The following is a 16,986-nucleotide window of genomic DNA, read 5'->3' as shown; positions in this document are numbered from 1 at the left end:
CAGAACTGCTTGATCCGCGCCTTCATTCGCGACTATAAATCTGAAACGGAGCCCAGTAAAACGGCTCCTTGAATCGCGTACCCGAGTGCAGCATCGCCAGCTTCGCCTCTCGCAGCGCATCGATCGGCTTCTCTCCCGCGGCAATCCCCGCATACAACCCATCCATCAGTCGCGGCGTGGACTCGTCCGTAACCTCCCACAGCGCCGCCACCACCTGCCGAGATCCCGCGCGCAGAAAAGCCCACGAAAGCCCCACCAGCCCCTCACCCGCATAAGCCCGTGTCCCCGTTCCATAGCACGCTGAAATCGTCACCAGCCGCGCATTCAACTTATGCGTCACAATCTCCCGCGCATACAGTTTGTACGCGCTCACTCCACCAGAACTGGAAGCACCGGAGTTCGCCCCCGCGGGATTCGACAAGATAATCGCCGAGTCCAGCGGGCTCGTCTCGCTAGCCGTCGCATGAGACACAAAATGGATGTAGGCAAACTTCTCCGGATTCGCCGCCTCATACGCCGCCGGCGTAGCCTTCGCTCCAGTAAAAACAGTCGTCTCTTCCGGCTGAAAGCGGCCCGCAATCCGCGTCATCTCCATGCCAAAGAGCGGCAGCGGCGGAAAATCCGCATCGGCAGCAGCCGCATTGCCCATCAGCAGCAGATTATTCGTCGCTGGATTGCCCTTCGTCTGTCCTTTTCCATCCAACCCTTTTCTATCTGGCCCAGTCCCGCCATGCGCCAGCAGATCCAATGACGGCGCAGATTCCAGCGTGTAATCCTCCACCAGGTAGTGCTGCGTTCCAGCTGCCGCGCCTCTCTGGTATGCCGGCCCTTCAGCCCCAACGTTTCCTCGCGAAGATGGGTAAGCCGGGACTTTAGCCCCGGCAATCAATCCCGCGGAAACCTCGCGGCTTTTAGGCCCTGAGGTTTGCTTTTCCCCCGCCGCCGCATTCGGCGCAAGCAGCGTCTCAAAATTCATCTGGTTCAACACGCCATCAGCCAGCACAATGACAGGCTTATGCGTATCCATCACCTTCAGCGCAGGAGCAATCAGCGCCGCATACAGCGCCACGCCGTCGGCATTCGCCGCCTCCGCCGGATCGCCCGAATCCAGAATCGCCTTGTTGTAGCGCGTCACCCATGTCGTAATCTGCTGGTTCGCAGGCAGCGTGGAAAACGCTGTTCTCTCCGGCCCAACCGCCCACAGGTACGAGTCCTTATCGCCCAGCCAATAAAACAGCAGCGTAGCTCCCGTCTTCCGCGCAATCTGCTCCGGATGCAGCACCTCCGTCGCAGACCCAGCTCCCGCAGCCGCATGATTCTGTCCAAACCCCAGCCCCTCAGCCAGCGTCCGAGCCCGGCTATTGTCTGCCAGCGCAAGCGCCTCGGCATTCCTGCCGCGCTCCACCAGGAACCGAACATAGTTCCCATAAACTCCCCTTGCATTCGTGCCAAACGAAAGCGCCGACTCCTCACGCTTCAACGCAGCGCGCGCCGCCTCCCATGCTGAAATCGTCTCCCGGTACTCGCGCTCCGCGGCAGCATACTTCTTCTCGTCCTCATACACTCGGCCCAGGTCATTGCCCGCATTCAGCCGCACCGCTATCGGACTGGCCTTATCGCTTAGCACTGCTTGAAACAGCCCCTCAGCCCTCGCGTACTCATGCCGCGCCGCCGCCAGATCGCCCTGCATCAACGCAAAAAACGGCCGCGGCTTCTGCCCACCGGCCGTCTCGATCCGCAGCGCCTCCACTAAGTGACCGTCAGCCGCCGTCAGATCTCCATTTGAAATTTCCACTGCAGTCAGATCGCCCAGCGCATTCACAATCTGGCCCTGGTCCTTCGTCGCGCGTGCTAGTCCCAGAGCCTTCTGCTGCAGTTCCTCCGCGCGACTGAGCTCTCCCCGGTCTCGGTAGACATAGGACGTATCGCTCAGCCAGCGAAATTCATCGTCCTCATCACCCAGACGTTCGGCGTTCTTCTCCGCTTCCTGAAAACGTTCCAGAGCCCGCTCGCCATCTCCAAGCTGGAACCATGCAAAGCCCAGGTTCCCGGTCGCCGTTCCCGCTATGCCCTCATAGCTATGCTGTGACGCGATCTGATATGAAATTTGCGACCAGTCGAGTGCTTCATTCAGATGCTCTGTCTGTAGACCGATGTAACCCAGATAGGCCGAAGCACGCGATTCCTGCCACGGATCATGATGGCTGTGCGCAAACTGATACGCCTGAAGATAGTATCTTCGCGCCTTCTCTAGCTGTCCCTCCCCAAGCGTCTGCCTCGCCAACAGAGCAATCGATCCCCGCGTGAAGGTCACACCACTGCACGCCGTAAGGTCGGCTTTCTTGCAAAGCGCCTCAGCCTTCGTCAGCGTCTGCTCCGCAGATGCTGGTTGACCAAGGGACGCCAGGGCGCGTGCCTCCATGACGTACCGCTGAACCACGCCCTCCGATGGGCCGGTATCCGGGTAAGAGGCCAGCACCCGCAGGACCTCTGCATTTTCGCCCGCATTCTTCAGCGCTTCGGCATAAAGCAGTTGATACTGAGCCGCCAGGGGCCGGTCGGTCTCGCGATAACGCTCCCAGCCCGCAGCCGCCTCGGCCCGCGCCGCCTCCGTGCGCTGCCGTTGAAAGAGCTTTAGAGCATGGTCGTAATTGATCTGCACCCCATCTGCGTCATTGTCGCGCAGAGGAATGAGCACCAGAAGTACCAGCGGGCACAGCAGCCACAGCCATATTTTCCGTGGCTGCTGCGCGCCCGCCTGTTTTAGCTGTTGCCGCCCTTCGCGGTTCCGCCCTTCGGGGTTCCCCCGTTGCTCGTGCTGGTCCCCACCGGAATGTCCCCGTCCACCGCGCAACCCAGCTTCAGGTCGATCATCGTCAGCGTGATCGTAGTGGTCTCCGGCACTTTTGGATCCGGGTTGTGCGGATCTTCCGGCGTCCCGTAATCCTCGTGCTTCACGCTCAGCTTCGCCAGCTCGATCGTTCCAAAATCCGGCACGCGAATGATATGGCCAAAGGTAAAGCCGGGGTAGCCACCCCACGCTTTTTTGACCAGCGAACATTCCACGGCCCCCGGAGACTCAAGATTCGATGAAAGTCGATTGTACTGCGCAGTCACCTCCGCCGGAAGCTGATCCGGCTTGCCGAACCCCTTCATCAGGTCCTTAACCTTCTTCAGCACGCCTTCGTGCTGCGAGTAGCCATGATCTTTTTCCGGCTTCTCACCCAGAATATTCAGGTCCCACTCGATGTCCACCGGGAATCCCGCAATCTTCAGTCCCTCAAATCGCGTCCCAAGGAACGAGATGCGCGGCACATACCCTTCCAGCGGATGCTCCGTGATGATCTGCCCCACCACCTTGTCCGCAGTCAGAATCTCCAGCACGTTCAGTTTCTCGATTACAGTCGTGGTCAGCGTAGACCAGCCGTGCCCCGGCTTCTTTCCAGGATTTCCCGCCACCTGCGTGTACGCCTTCTCAAAGGTCAGCACACCCTCCACCCGGAACTCGCCCACATGCTGAGCCAGGTACCCGCCCTTGTGGAAGAGGTTCGACTTCGCCTGCGGCTCAATCGTCTGCGGAAACGGCAGATGCAGGTTCCCGGAGACAACCGTTGCCTCCGCGTGAAACTCATGAGTCCTGCCATTCACTGCTGCATTCTCGTGCACTCTGGACATAACTTCGCCTTTCGCAACTTAGGGAACTGCCGGAATTGTACCCGGCGCACTATTACATTTATGACAAATTTCAAAACGCTGTATCCCCGGCACGTAATTTTGCGTGCCAGGGATAAGAAGGGTTAAAGTGCCCTCGCTCACACATTCGTTACGAAACCAAGACCGACCAGCTGACAGTTTTTTAGTCTCTCGTCCTTTGTCATTCAGCCTTATTCGGTCACAACCAAATTAAACACATACCGCTCCGTGTCGGTCCGCGCACCATCCGCACCAATTCCCGCCACAGTCACCGTAGTCGTTCCGTTGCTCAACAGCTTGCCCGGAATCTCAAGCGACATCTGGCGGCTCGCATCCGCAGGCGCCGGAATCGTGCCGCTCCAGGACACCTTGCCGTCCGGCCCCGTCAGCGTAAACGCATACGAAGCAAACTTCGCCTCCGGCATATCCACCGGCAGCAAATCCACCGGCAGCGTCAAACCCAGCTTCCGCGTCGTCGTCAGCGTCTGATGTCCGTCGCCGCGTGTCGCGCTTCGCACCGGCGTCAATGGCGCCAGCCGCGGCTCATTCGCCGCCTGCTCCAGCCCGGGCAGCGTCACAATATTCTGATACGCCACCACCGCCAGCAGCATGGCAAACGCCGGAGCCAGGTAAACCGGCCGCATCCACGCAAACCAGTCCCGCTTTTCCTTCACCGGCCTTATCTTCTCCCGGTCTCTCGCGGCGCGTGCTTCATCCTCTGCTACCAGAGCAGGCAGCTGCACCTTGGCTTCGCGCAAAAACATATCGCCAGCCCGCACATCCACCACGCACTCCGAACACTCGAACAAGTGTTCTTCGAACTCATCGCGAACGTCCGGGCCCAATTCGTCGAGTAGGTACCGCTCGGCGGCCATCTGTACAACTGCTTCGCTATGATTCATAGTCTTAATCCTCATTCTTTTCCAAGGCTGATTCAAAACTTCCAGTAAAACCATCAAAATGCCAGCTGTACCAAATTGCTTACGCTCCGGCTCCCTGCGGTGCAGGGCTTCCAACGCGTTTTATGTATTCCTGCTTGAATCCCTGCTTGGCCCTGTGCAGCAGCACCCGCAGATATTCGCGATCCACTCCAAACTTCGTGCAGACCTCTTCCCGTTCGCTCTCATCCAGGAACACCGCCTGCAGCAGCGCACGATCGCGCGCCGGCAGTTCCTGCAAAATCTCCCGCACCTTCACCGCAATCTGCCGTGAAGACGCAATCTCCAGCGCGTCCTTGCCCGGATCCACCGGCTCAACGCTGTTTTCCTCATCCAGGCTCTCCCCCCGTCCAGCCGACCGGTACTGCTCAAAGAGAACGTTGTTGCATACCGTATTCACAAACGCGCCCAGACGCTCCGGCTGCCTAAGACCGCCATCTCGCCTTAGCACCGTTAGAACCCGTGCAAAGGTCTCCTGGCGTACATCCTCTGCAGCCTGCGGAGACCGCAGCCGCGAACGCAGCTTGATCTGTAGAAGCGCCGAGAAATACGTAGTGAAATGCTCCTGTGTGACGCCATCGCCGGCACAGAGCTTTTCCACGTAACTCGCGTCAAAAGAATGAAATTGCAAACCCGTCTCCACCTTCTTTAAAGGAGACGAGTATAGCACCGGGCCGATTGTAGACCCATAAACGGCGCGACCTTTGGAGCTGTCCGAAGTCACCCGGCGCGACCCCAAAGTTTCGCGCGTTGCCGGCAGCGCCGCTGCCGCCGAGCAGCTCATCGCCGCCCCTTGCATTCTTCGGCTTGTCTGAGGATCACGCATCATGACGATCCCCTCTCTCTGAGCGGCTCTGATTCTTCGCCCGCAAGTACGCCGCCGCGGGCATCGCTTGAAACAGCGCCAGCAATGCAATTCCACTCATGCCCAGCCAAATCGCCATCGGAATTATTCGCGTCATCATTCCTGAACTCCGGCCCAAATCGCGGTCATTTACGTTCATTGCGCCCAGAACTCCTGCGGCACGGCTCGAGTGGGGGCACAGACGGAACCCGCGCCTCCGAAACGCGGGCACCGTCTGTGTTCTGGGAAACCGGTCCAGGTGCGTGCGGTGCCTGAACAAGCCTGGCCCAGAAATCCGCGTGCGCAGCGGCAAAATCACGCAAAGCACGCTTAAATGTCTTCCGGCCCGGAACGTGCATAAACTTCGCGGATCTGGGGATCTCCGCACGGAGAGCCGGGCCTGTATAACCCTCTCACTTGGGTTACGCATATGTAGTGCGTCCAAAGCGAAATGCGTTTCACCTATATATGCGTATTTTTAGGAGCGATGCGCCACGGCCGAAAATTGCTCATAGCCCCGCTCGGGTTCGTCAAGATATCGCAGGTCGCATTGCTTGACCCTACCTGTCACCCGGGGATGACTCCCGCTAGCAAGTTCATTCTTAACGGATTAGGCAGGTACAAACAATCCGCTTCGTGGGCATTGCAGTAATGTCTGGATTCCCTGACACTCCCGTTCATCTCGCCAACGGTTGCGGGAACCGGAACCCGCTTTTGCGGGCACGGAACCGATTCCTTGTATCCGAAGAGATAAGAAAAGGAGCAGCATCATGAATCAACTTGCAAACAAGCCGGGGATTCGCTTCATGTCCGCGCTGAGGGTAGCTCTGCGTAACCGGTTCTCCCGGGCGACGTTGGCTTTCCTCGGTCTCTTCATCCTTGTATCCACCACAACCCTTTCAGCAAAGGCAGCCGGATGCAACGGACTGGCCGGCAGAGACAGTATCGTCAAATATCCCCTCCAGGAGCACGACGGCGTCGTAGGCCCGAATTCAATTGTGGGTCTGTGGCATACCGTCTACACCGCCGGCGGAGCTAACTTCGGCATATCTTTCAAAGAATGGCACGCCGATGGAACGGAGTCTGAAAACGTTGACCATTCTGCCGTCATCGGAAATGTTTGCTTCGGCGTGTGGAAGGAAGTAGGTCTCCGGACAGTCCGCTTGCATCACACCGGATGGACGTTCGATGACAACGGGAATGCCACGGGGTCCTTCACCATCGACGAAACCGACGTCGTCGCCCCTAATGGCATGAGCTACAGCGGCACTTTTACGTTCAAACTTTTCGACACGAACGGATACTACATCTCCGGAACGGAGACGACAGGCACAATCGCCGCATCACGAATCACTGTTGACTGACCACGGAGGACCTACCTTGTTTTCGCGCAGCCGCTGGCATTTCCGCATGGAACTGTCAGCGGTGTTGCACTCTTCGCCAACTCAATACGCGGGCTGCAGCCCCATCCCCTTGATGACCGACCGATAGCGCTCATCGGAGTGAACAAAATCGTAGGCAGGATCATCCTGGACCCACAGCAGCAGAGGATCACGACTGCGATAAGCCTCTTCCAGGGAATTCAGCGTCTCCTCTCGCTGTTGCAATTGCGCATGCGCCAGCGCCAAAAGGACCGGGGAAACATAGTGCTGCAGGGATTGTTTTTTCAGGTCAGCCAGGTTCCAACGAACTACCGCCGTATAGCCTCCCTCCGCAAAGGCTCGCCGCACGCTCGATGCTGATACTTCATCGCCCCGCGCGGAAAACATATCTTCCCAGGCCTGTGCAGCCTCTTCGTACATTCCCTTGCACCGGTAAAGGGCAGCCAGGTTTTCTAACGTCTTCGCGTTGTGCGGACTGGATTCAAGGCGCAGGCGCGCATCAGCAATGCCAAGGTCATACTTTCGTGCCCATAGATAAGAGCGTGCCAGTCCCCACTGGTCGCCCGATGGATCAAGCTCGGTGGCAATCTTCTCCTGCGCGATGCCCTCGTCGTGACGATTGACTGCCCCGAAAAGTCTCGCGCGCATGCGATATGCAGACGCATATCTTGGATCCAGATCGATGGCGCGCATGCATTCCCTGTCGGCGCGCGCCCAGTCATGCTCCTTGAAAAAGATCGATCCACACAGCGCAATATGCGGGTCAGGAAGCGAGCCATCCAGTTCGACTGCTTTTTGCGCGGCCGCTTCCATGGGCACAAGCCCTTCCATGGGGTTCATCCGGCCATTCAGCAAGTTGCTCCCGTAGTATTGCGAAAGGCCCAGCCAGCCTAACGCGTAGTCCGGCTCCAGCTCGACTGCTCTCTGAAAGTAATCCTTCGCCTTATCGCTGTTGTTTTCGCTATACCAGAGATGTTCCCCCCGCATATAAGCGTCATGCGCCTCCGGGTTCACGTAGCGGGCCGGGGGCCGCTCCGCAACTGCGCTATTCGTCTTCTTCGCGATGGCCATTGCCGCTTCGTTCAGCAGGGAAACCGTGTTGTTCGCATCACGGTCATAACTCTCCGCCCACACATGCGCATCAGATGAGCCCTGAATCAACTGCAGCGTCATATGGACCTTGTCGCCACTTCGCTCCACTGAGCCCTCCACCACGCCATCCACTCCCAACGCCTGCGCTATCTCAGGCAGAGGCCGAGTCGCTCTTCTGTATTGCATGGCGGACGTACGCGAGACGATACGCAGCGTGGAGTCCTTTGCCAGCATGGTCGTCAACTCATCGGTCATCCCGTCCGCGAAGTAATCCTGCTCGTGGTCGCCCGATAAATTGTCTAGAGGAAGCACCGCAAGGGAATGAACTGGGGCTATCTGTTGTTCTCTTTCGTGCTTTGTGTAAGCCAGCCATCCAGCGCCCATCAGCAGTGCAGCCATGCATCCAGCCACCAATAACCAACCCGTTTTGGTCCGGGGTTCCGTTGGCAATATTAGTGTGTTCTTATCGCTGGCGGGCTCTGCAGGTAGCTCATCGCCCGTCTGCTCATCTAGCTCCTCGATGACTCGGCGCGCATTCTCCTTCACAGGCGCAATAAACCGGTATCCGACTCGTGGAATCGTCTCAATGAACCGCGGTGATTCTGCCGAATCTCCCAGCGCATCTCGAAGCTTCTGCACCGATTTATTCAGTGCATGATCGAAGTCGATGAAAGTGTCTGGCGACCACAGCCTCTGGCGAAGCTCTTCTCGCGTTACCACTTCGCCCGGCCGCTCAAGCAGCAGGGCAAGCACTTGAGCAGGCTGCCGTGGAATGCGAATCCGGCTGCCATTTTTGCGAAGTTGGCCGCTCTTCAGTTCCAGCTCAAAAAGGCCGAAGCGAATCACGTTCTCAGTGGGCGAAACCGACACTTCTCTCCCCCGCGCGTCTGCCAGCACCGAGTTTAGCATTGGCTCTGAAGGGTGATTTCATCTGCGATTTTCGTCAGCAGCCTCAGTACGTGGCTTCGCCTGCTCAGAAACCAGCGCGCATCCGTTAGCGCATGATCACCAATTTGCTAACCGAACATCGGATACGAAGCTTCAACTCCGCTTCAGGGTTTAGCGGAAGCCATATATTCTCACCCAACCCCAGCCACCCGCCGCGTCAACTCCGCAGCAGGAATTTCCACGCACCCGGACGCATTTTCGCCGCCTTGCTGAGCGCGTTGTTGCATCCTTACTTCAGCAGAGGTCCTGTTTGTGAATCAGAATTTCGCCGTAATCATCCTCGGTGGCACCGGACAAGTCGGCGGTGCGGCTGTCGCGGAGCTGCTCGCTACTTCGGAATGCCGGGAAGTGGTAATGATCACCAGAAAGCCCATTGCGCCGCAATCGCGAGTGCGCAACATCGTTCTTGATACCGGCGCGGCTGACTTTTCCGAGCGCACTGCCGTCCTGGCCCGCGAAGTTTTAAGCCACGGGCCCGTCAGCGCCGTGAGCTGCGTCGGCGTCGGTTCCGGATCGGCCCGCTGGAGCGAAGAAGAATTGAAGCAACTTGAGATCGGCGTCGTCGGTGCCTTCGCACGGGGCTGCCATGACGTCGGGGTCGCCCAGTTTTGCCTCCTTTCCGCCGCAGGAAGCACAGCGAGCAGCTGGATTCGCTATGCGCGAATCATGGGCATGAAGGAAGACGCCGTGCGCAACATCAGTTTCACCCGCCTGGCCATCTTTCGCCCCGGCATCATTGTCGGCAATGCTCACACGCCCACCTGGGTCGGTTGGTTGGGAAACCTCGTCCCTGGTTCATTCGGCAATATCGATCAAAAAATTCTCGGCCGCTCCATCGCCGCCGAGATAGCCTTGCACAGCCGTGAGACAGGTGAAGTCACCCGCGAAAATGCAGCCATGAAAAAACTCGCCGAGCAGCTCAATAGCGTGCCTTAGGAGTTTTCGCCTGAGGCACAATCTAAATAAATGGCAAGAGAAAAAAACGGCGAGCCGTATTACCGGCTGATTTGAGTGGCCATTCCCTCCAGAGCAATCCCCCGTCGCCGCTAAATCGCCGAGGATCAAATCGAGACAAGCAGCGGACGAGTCGCGTTCAATAAGCGCGTTGCCCTGTTATCGCCAATTAAGAATGAGAGTGGTACACAGAAGCGGACTTCTCGTTACTTATCTTTCTCAACGAGTGCTTTGGCGATGATGCGCCATTCCGGTGTCATGCTGTAAGTCCGATGTCGGTTTACCTTGGTCATTCTGTCCGCAAGGCCTGCATGGGATCTACAGATGCTGCTCGGCGGGCAGGAACAAAACAGGCAATCAGTGTAATGACGCAGAGCAGAATGGCAACTATAACGAATGTCAGCCAATCCGCAGTCCCCACGCCATAGAGCATTCCACGTAGATAGCGGGTAAGAGCAAATGAGATCATCAGCCCGAGAACCACTCCAAAACCCGCAAGGCGCAAGCCTCGTCCCAAGACCTGGCGAAAAATGTCTTGCTTGCCTGCGCCGAGTGCTATGCGAATGCCGATTTCATGAGTGCGTTGCTTCGTGGCATAGGCAACCACACCATAAACTCCGATGGCGGCGAGGATAAGAGCCAACAGCCCGAATGAACCTGCGAAGGCTGCTTCGATGCGCTCGAAGGCATTCCCCAACTGCATGTTCGCAGCGAGCGTGGTCTCGTTGAAGAGCGGCAAATCAGAATTGAGTCCGTGGACTGTTCGTTCCACAGAAGAAGCATAGGACAGAGGATCGCCGGCTACACGCACATATAGAACCTGGTCGGTTCGGTAGCTCTGCAACATCGGAATCAGCACCAGTGGCGCAGCATCGTAAACCAGGCGCCGGTACTTCGCGTTGGCGGCCACACCAACCACCGTCGTCCAGTGTCCGGCAACCTGTAGCCGCTTGCCGAGCGCGTCCTGCCCCTGCCAATAGCGGTCGGCCAATGCCTTGTTGACAATCGAGACCGGCTGCGCGCCGGCATCGTCCCTGTCGGTAAAGTCCCGTCCCGCCAGCAATGCTGTACGCACCGTTCGCAGATACTCCGGTCCCGCCACACCTCTGTCGACCTCCATGGACTCGTTCTTCCGCGGTACATAGCCTTCAGGCTGGATAAAGTCCGTACGGATGCTAAAACTCAGCGGCGCGAAATCCCCCACAGTGACAGACTGTACGCCCGGCAGCGATTTCAGGCGCACAAGCATTTGTCTATCAAACTGAATGCCTTGCGCTCTGGAATAGCCAACGGGCCTCAGATCAAAGTAGGCCAAAAACACGTGGTTGGGATCGAACCCCGGATCGGAGCTCTGTTCGCTCTGCAGGCTGCGGACGAACAATCCGGCACAGACCAGCAGCAGCAGCGACAGCGCAATCTGTCCAACGACCAGTGCTCCTGCCAGGCGCGACTTGTGGATCCCTGCGGAGCTATTGAGTGCTTCGTCTTTGAGCGCAGACACCGGAGAGAGGCTGGAAGCGCGAAGCGCAGGCACTACGCCGGACACCACGGCCGTCAGAAGCGAAATCATAATGGTCGCCACCAGCACCGTTCTGTCAACGCTTCCATTCAGGCTGAGAGGAAGCGTCGTGGCCGGCAGAAACGCAGACAATCCGTGTGCCGTCCACATAGTCAACAACAGCGCGAGTCCGCCTCCTGCGAGAGCGATCAGCACATTCTCCACCATCAGTTGAAGCACCAGCCTCCGGCGGCTTGCTCCCATCGACAGGCGGATGGCAAATTCGCGCCGGCGGGCCACCGAGTGCACCAGCAGAAGATTCGCCACATTCGCGCAGGCCAGCAGCAAGAGCACCAAAGCCAGCGCCAAAAGAATGGGCAGGGTTCCGGAAAGATAGACGTTCACTCCAAAGGGCGACCGCCACAAGGGATCGGAGGAGATCATGTTCGGTCCCTGGTGCGCATCCGGAAACTGCTCCGCGATGTGCTGCATCAGGATATTGAGCTCTTTCTCAGCCTGGTGATGATCGACTCCCGGCTGGAGCTTGCCAAGCACGTTGAGCCAGAGGGTGTCGCGATACTTGATTCGATCGGAGCCCCAAACCTGCGACTCCATGCCAAGCGGTATCCATAGATCGGACTGCAACCCGCTCTTGCAACCCTGAAAACCCTCGGGGGCGACACCAACAATTGTGTACGGATGCAGATTGATCTCAACGGTTTTTCCAATGATGGAAGGATCCGCGCCAAAATGCTTCTGCCATAAGCCGTAACTGAGCACCGCTTCCGCTGTACCCAGCCGCTCATTGGGCGCAGTCGATTGAAGCGTTTGGCCCAGGATCGGGCGCACGCCAAGTACCTCAAAGTAATTCGACGACGCCAGTGTTCCATAAACGCGCTCTGGCTTGTCCGATCCGGTGATCGCCATGTAGTCGTCGTGATACGCGAGCAATCCGCTGAGGGTCTGCGTGCGATCGCGAAGGTCTGCGAAGTCCAGGTACGAAAACGGAGGCGTTGGATGCTCGCTTCTTTCGCCCCGCATGATCGTGATCATGTCGCTGGTGTGCGCGATTCCGGGAATGGGGTCAAGTAGAGTCGAGTTGATCCAACTGAAGACCGTGCTGTTGGCGGCGATGCCCAGCGCAAGGGTGACGATTGCGACGGAGGCAAAACTCGGATTTCTTATCAGCTGACGAATCGCGAATTTAATATCGTGGAGCAGATTGTCGAACCATACGATACGGCTTCGGAGATAGAAGCGTTCCTGTGCTGCCTGCGCGTTGCCGAACTCGACTCTTGCCCTGTGACGCGCCTCTTCTTCGCTCAAGCCTTCGCTCTGTAACTCATCGGCCTCGAGCTCGAAATGCGATTTGATCTCCTCGGCAAAATCGTCAGCGCTTCTTCTGCGTTTGAACATGACTAGACCTCCTCGCTGCTCGGTCGACCATCCAGAATCAATCCCATCGCTCTCGTCAGCCGCTGCCATTCGCTGGTCTTTTCTACGAGCTGCTGGCGGCCCTTACCAGTCAGCGAATAGAAGCGGGCCTTACGGTTATTCTCGCTAACGCCCCACTTGGCGCTGATCCACTTCCTGTCTTCAAGGCGCTGGAGAGCAAGATAGAGCGAGCCATGATCAACGAAAAAGACCTCTTCCGACTGACGTTGTATGGAGCGCGCTATGCCTTGCCCGTGACACGAGCCGAGCCTGAGGGTTTTGAGAATGAGCAAGTCGAGCGTGCCCTGCAAGAGGGCGATGCGATCGTCGGGATTGTCTTGGGAAGGCATCCGACCTAAGCTTGGCATTATCTTGGGTCGGATGTCAACAGGAGTTGGGAGCCTCATTAAAAATGTACGCTAAGAAGCAGGGCTGCTCAGAGCAAGGAGTCCTATACTGACGACAACACGCCAATGCAATCATCGACCTTCCGTTTGCGCATCCGCGACATGGCTGGTAACGACAAACGCCCTTAGCGTCAGCGATCAGCCGGTAAAGACATTGCGGCGAGTTTCATCTTTATGTAACCTCACCTCAGAGGCGTTCTGACATCTGTCTTGGAGGTCTGTAACTTGGCAAAACTCGTCTATGCATTGAACCAATCGCTGGACGGCTATGTCGACCACGACCACGAAAAATTTGTACCTCGCCCCGCGCTCTTTCGTCACTTCATCGAGGATGTGCGCGGACTTTCGGGCATGGTGTACGGTCGCCGCATGTATCAGATCATGCGTTATTGGGATGAAGACCAGGCGAACTGGGGCGCGGAAGAACATGAATACGCGGCTGCATGGCGCAGTCAACCAAAGTGGGTTGTGTCGCGCTCGTTGAAGTCGGTCGGGCCCAATGCAACTCTTGTCGCCGATGACATCGACGCGTTGATACGAGGACTGAAGGCACAGCTCGTTGGGGAAATTGAAGCCGGGGGCCCGGACCTGGCTGGAGCCCTCACCGGCCTTGGTCTCATTGATGAATATCGACTCTACCTGCACCCTGTCGTGCTTGGTAGCGGCAAACCGTTTTTCTCGGGCCCTCTGCCGTCGCTCCGTTTAGTTGCGAACGAACTAATCGCCGGAGACGTGATTCGCTTGACCTACGCTCCTGCTGCGCAAGTGCCGACAGACTACAACACGCTAAAGAGGTAACGACAAACGCGCATGGCGGAAGAGACACAGCTGGATTGAGCCAGATCGCCAATCCACTCAACGAACCAATACCGAGCCGAACGACTCAAAACCCCTCTAAGCGGAAGCTATCTGTTTTGAACCAACCCCGGCGAGCCGCCGCGTCAACTCAGCAGCCGGAATTTCCGCACACCCGGAAGCATTCTCCCCACTCCACAACGGCGAAAAATCACCAAATCCCAAACTTTCCGCCTTACTTCTCAATGGAGCCAGCGCCAGCGAAGCCAGCGGAAACTCCGGAGCCACCTCGTTCATCGCACCTATCTCACGAATAAGTCGATTGACAATCCCCCGCGCAGGCCGCCCCGAAAACAATCTCGTCAGCACCGTATCTCTCGCGCCAGCTCCCCGCAACGCAGCCCGATGCACCCGGCTCGTAGTTGCCTCCGGGCACAACAAGTATGCGGTCCCAATCTGCACCGCAGCCGCCCCCAACCCCAAGGCAGCTCGCACACCCCGATGATCTGCAATCCCGCCAGCAGCAATCACCGGCACCTTCACCGCATCCACCGCCTGCGAAACCAGCGCCATCGTCCCAACCTGAGTAGAGATATCCTCCGTCAGAAACATCCCGCGATGCCCACCGGCCTCCACTCCCTGCGCAATCACCGCATCCGCTCCACGCGCCTCCAGCCAAACCGCTTCCTCAACCGTAGTCGCCGAAGAAAGCACAAACGCCCCCGTAGCTTTCACCCTCGCCAGCAACTCATCCGACGGCAATCCAAAGTGAAAGCTCACCACCGGCGGACGTATCTCCTCCAGCAAATCCGCAACCTCGCTGGTAAACGGCGCGCGCCCAGGCCCCGTCGGGATCGTCGAAGGATCAACCTCCAGCTCTTCGTAGTACGGCAACAGCGCCGCGAGCCATGCAGCCTCTCGAACAGCATCAGGCTCAGGAGGCGTGTGACAGAAAAAATTCACATTGAATGGCTTGCTCGTAGCCGCTCGAATCGCCGCCACTTCCGCTCGGATCTGAGCGCCGGTCAACATCGCGCAAGGCAGTGACCCAAGCCCGCCGCAATTCGACACAGCAACAGCCAGCGCACTCCCCTGCACGCCCGCCATCGGAGCCTGAATGATGGGAAGATCGATGCCAATGCGGTCCAGAAACGCTGTCACCATCTTCTCCTGTCCGGCTATTTTTCCAGGTCCGGCGCCGCCGTAGGATATAGCATCTCTCGAATCGCCCGCTTGTCAGTCGAATAGTTGAGATGTGCCCTGATCGGGTTTTCTAAAAGCCAGAACCAGTGAATCGCATTCTTCACATACACATTCTGCACATCCACCGTCGTCAGCTTCGGCACCCGCCACGTCAGCAGATCGCTAGGGTCGCTCAGCGCCACAATCTTCGGCAGCCTGCATGGCGCATTCGGGTCCGCCCCTGGCGCAGACATCTCATAGTCGCAGCGCAGCTTACCCCAGTCCTCCAGGTGCGAAACAAAATTATCCGTCGGAGATTCCTCCAGGTTCGCCAGTTCCAGCATCCGCACCTGGTTGGCAAAAAAGTACACCAGCGCAGTCTGCCGCAGCACCTGCATATATGCCACCGCGGCCTGCATCAGAATCGGAGTCGCCCTGTCTTTTTCGTTCACGCTCAGCGCTGAAAAAATCAGGTAGCTCCCCAGCGATTGCGAAACAATCACAAAATCCTGATCCGGCACAGGGGACAGCAGCGGCGTCGGCGTCAAATCCCGCACCGTCATCGGCGAATCCAGCACAGCCTTCAGAATCAGTTGCCGAATCCCCTGCACCAGCAGGTCGTGCAGCGGCCCCAGTGAAGCAACCGCATCCGCAAACCCCCAGTCCGTAATATCCATCTTCAGCGTCCGGTTAATCAGCGCTGCCCGCTTCGGCTGCGTCAACAGTTGCTTCGCTTCATCCGGGTTAATCCAGTCATAGGAAATAAACCGCCCCGGTGCCGCGGGGTCAGGCTCGCGCGTCGAACACGTCTGGATATGTTTCGCCGCCGGCCCGGCCAGCAGCGCATCCGACACAATAATCTGCCGGCACTTCAGCGCAAAAACCAGCGGCCACCAGTTCAGCTCATCCAGATAAATCGTCCGTCCGCTCGTTCGTGCCAGTTTGTAATGCACCACAAACGGCGCTGCCGCATGCCATTCCTCCGGCGAATTCCACACCGGCCTGCCCATGTAGCGCATCGTCGGAGGAGCTTCGTTCATTCCAAACTTCGCCCCATCCGCATAGTCGTAGCCGCCCACCTGTTCGCCTTCCGGCTTCACGCAGTTCTTCACATATGCGCAGATACTCTTCCGCAGCAGCTCCGAGTCATGCGAGTTCGGGCCCTCCGACCCGATCCCATGAATAAAAAAGATATGCACCTCGCGCACGTTCATGCCGTTCAGCTCTTCGCCCAACGACCGTTCCACCTGCGCCTTCCGCGTGGAAACCTGCGGCACGGCCGCCTGCGGCGCGGAAGTACTTCCCGCTGGCTCCGTCTGCGCCCCCGCAGCAGTCACTGCCATGCACAACAATCCGATCGCCATCCCAAAGCAATTGAAAAAAGTCCACTTACGCATCGCACAATGCTCCCAATGCACGTTCCTCAATGTCAAGCCCATCTCGCCTTTCCAGCAACATTTTCCAGCGCCGCTCAAACCACATGCGTGTAGGCTTGCCTTCCGCAAAACTCGTCCAACTCACAGAACGTGTTTCTAAATTCCTCTGATCGATACTCGGAGGTGGTTGGTGGTCCGCTGTCTGCATTCTGTATTTCACTGGTCTTTTTCCCTATCTTTAGCAGCAATCGTTCTTTTCGCTTCGACTTCACTCCAGGCCCAAACTTCCAGTCAGACTCCTTCTCAAACGCCGGAGCAAACTCCCGCAGCCTCAGCTCCCACCGCCCAGCCCAAGCAACCTGCGGACAAAGCTCCGCCCGCAGACAATTTGCCCCAGGCCTCTAACCTCGGCACGTCTGACCCAAACCATAACTCCAGCAACG

At 57.8% G+C, this 16,986-nt stretch carries 13 protein-coding genes; 3 read left to right on the top strand and 10 right to left on the bottom strand.

Annotated features, from left to right (window positions below; all coding sequences use genetic code 11):
• Positions 1–22: 22 nt before the first annotated feature.
• From VO84_RS18570 to VO84_RS22645, 5 genes are all read right to left on the bottom strand, one after another.
• A complete protein-coding gene (locus VO84_RS18570) occupies positions 23–2,698 on the bottom strand; it encodes a CHAT domain-containing tetratricopeptide repeat protein (protein ID WP_058189229.1) in 2,676 nt (891 codons plus the stop codon).
• 65 nt (positions 2,699–2,763) lie between these two features.
• A complete protein-coding gene (locus VO84_RS22930) occupies positions 2,764–3,675 on the bottom strand; it encodes a hypothetical protein (RefSeq protein WP_058189226.1) in 912 nt (303 codons plus the stop codon).
• Between the two features lie 209 nt (positions 3,676–3,884).
• The gene (locus tag VO84_RS18560) at positions 3,885–4,595 is read right to left on the bottom strand and encodes an anti-sigma factor family protein (RefSeq protein ID WP_058189225.1); all 711 of its coding nucleotides are present in this window, start codon (positions 4,593–4,595) and stop codon (positions 3,885–3,887) included.
• 79 nt (positions 4,596–4,674) lie between these two features.
• Positions 4,675–5,460, bottom strand: coding sequence for an RNA polymerase sigma factor (locus VO84_RS18555; RefSeq protein ID WP_082662151.1), 786 nt, complete (start codon positions 5,458–5,460; stop codon positions 4,675–4,677).
• Positions 5,450–5,596 (bottom strand): hypothetical protein, encoded by a 147-nt coding sequence (locus tag VO84_RS22645; RefSeq protein ID WP_157439996.1) that lies wholly within the window; start codon positions 5,594–5,596, stop codon positions 5,450–5,452. The genes VO84_RS18555 and VO84_RS22645 overlap by 11 nt, the downstream gene beginning before the upstream one ends.
• 649 nt (positions 5,597–6,245) lie before the next feature.
• Here VO84_RS22645 and VO84_RS18550 point away from each other — a divergent pair.
• Positions 6,246–6,839 carry a hypothetical protein gene (locus VO84_RS18550; RefSeq protein ID WP_058189220.1) on the top strand — a complete coding sequence of 198 codons (594 nt, stop codon included), beginning with the start codon at positions 6,246–6,248 and terminating at the stop codon, positions 6,837–6,839.
• 81 nt (positions 6,840–6,920) lie between these two features.
• Here VO84_RS18550 and VO84_RS18545 read toward each other — a convergent pair whose 3' ends face one another.
• On the bottom strand, positions 6,921–8,819 hold the full coding sequence (locus VO84_RS18545) for a winged helix-turn-helix domain-containing protein (protein WP_058189218.1): 1,899 nt from the start codon (positions 8,817–8,819) through the stop codon (positions 6,921–6,923).
• Between the two features lie 330 nt (positions 8,820–9,149).
• On the opposite strand from VO84_RS18545, the gene VO84_RS18540 reads away from it, so the two are divergent.
• Positions 9,150–9,833, top strand: a complete 684-nt coding sequence (locus tag VO84_RS18540) for a Rossmann-fold NAD(P)-binding domain-containing protein (protein ID WP_058189217.1) — start codon at positions 9,150–9,152, stop codon at positions 9,831–9,833.
• A gap of 307 nt (positions 9,834–10,140) precedes the next feature.
• Here VO84_RS18540 and VO84_RS18535 read toward each other — a convergent pair whose 3' ends face one another.
• On the bottom strand, positions 10,141–12,765 hold the full coding sequence (locus VO84_RS18535; protein ID WP_058189215.1) for an ABC transporter permease: 2,625 nt from the start codon (positions 12,763–12,765) through the stop codon (positions 10,141–10,143).
• Between the two features lie 2 nt (positions 12,766–12,767).
• Positions 12,768–13,133 carry a PadR family transcriptional regulator gene (locus tag VO84_RS18530; protein WP_058189393.1) on the bottom strand — a complete coding sequence of 122 codons (366 nt, stop codon included), beginning with the start codon at positions 13,131–13,133 and terminating at the stop codon, positions 12,768–12,770.
• A 282-nt stretch (positions 13,134–13,415) separates the two neighbouring features.
• Here VO84_RS18530 and VO84_RS18525 point away from each other — a divergent pair, with 282 nt between their 5' ends.
• Entirely contained in the window at positions 13,416–13,988 is a 573-nt protein-coding gene (locus VO84_RS18525) for a dihydrofolate reductase family protein (protein ID WP_058189213.1), read from the top strand.
• Positions 13,989–14,084: 96 nt separating this feature from the next.
• On the opposite strand, the gene VO84_RS18520 is transcribed toward VO84_RS18525, so the two are convergent.
• Positions 14,085–15,149: an NAD(P)H-dependent flavin oxidoreductase gene (locus VO84_RS18520; protein WP_058189211.1), complete on the bottom strand. Its 1,065-nt coding sequence runs from the start codon at positions 15,147–15,149 to the stop codon at positions 14,085–14,087.
• Between the two features lie 14 nt (positions 15,150–15,163).
• A complete protein-coding gene (locus VO84_RS18515) occupies positions 15,164–16,510 on the bottom strand; it encodes a hypothetical protein (RefSeq protein WP_157439995.1) in 1,347 nt (448 codons plus the stop codon).
• Positions 16,511–16,986: the final 476 nt, after the last annotated feature.

This window comes from Occallatibacter gabretensis (assembly GCF_001449115.1).
Taxonomy (GTDB): Bacteria; Acidobacteriota; Terriglobia; order Terriglobales; family Acidobacteriaceae; genus Telmatobacter; species Telmatobacter gabretensis.
This window is presented reverse-complemented; position numbering and strand designations above follow the sequence as displayed.

Coding starts and splice junctions, on each gene's coding strand:
- VO84_RS18555 (WP_082662151.1), bottom strand. CDS start 5,460: ATGATGCGTGATCCTCAGACAAGCCGAAGAATGCAAGGGGCGGCGATG.
- VO84_RS18520 (WP_058189211.1), bottom strand. CDS start 15,149: ATGGTGACAGCGTTTCTGGACCGCATTGGCATCGATCTTCCCATCATT.
- VO84_RS22645 (WP_157439996.1), bottom strand. CDS start 5,596: ATGATGACGCGAATAATTCCGATGGCGATTTGGCTGGGCATGAGTGGA.
- VO84_RS18550 (WP_058189220.1), top strand. CDS start 6,246: ATGAATCAACTTGCAAACAAGCCGGGGATTCGCTTCATGTCCGCGCTG.
- VO84_RS18560 (WP_058189225.1), bottom strand. CDS start 4,595: ATGAATCATAGCGAAGCAGTTGTACAGATGGCCGCCGAGCGGTACCTA.
- VO84_RS22930 (WP_058189226.1), bottom strand. CDS start 3,675: ATGTCCAGAGTGCACGAGAATGCAGCAGTGAATGGCAGGACTCATGAG.
- VO84_RS18530 (WP_058189393.1), bottom strand. CDS start 13,133: ATGCCTTCCCAAGACAATCCCGACGATCGCATCGCCCTCTTGCAGGGC.
- VO84_RS18515 (WP_157439995.1), bottom strand. CDS start 16,510: ATGGCAGTGACTGCTGCGGGGGCGCAGACGGAGCCAGCGGGAAGTACT.
- VO84_RS18535 (WP_058189215.1), bottom strand. CDS start 12,765: ATGTTCAAACGCAGAAGAAGCGCTGACGATTTTGCCGAGGAGATCAAA.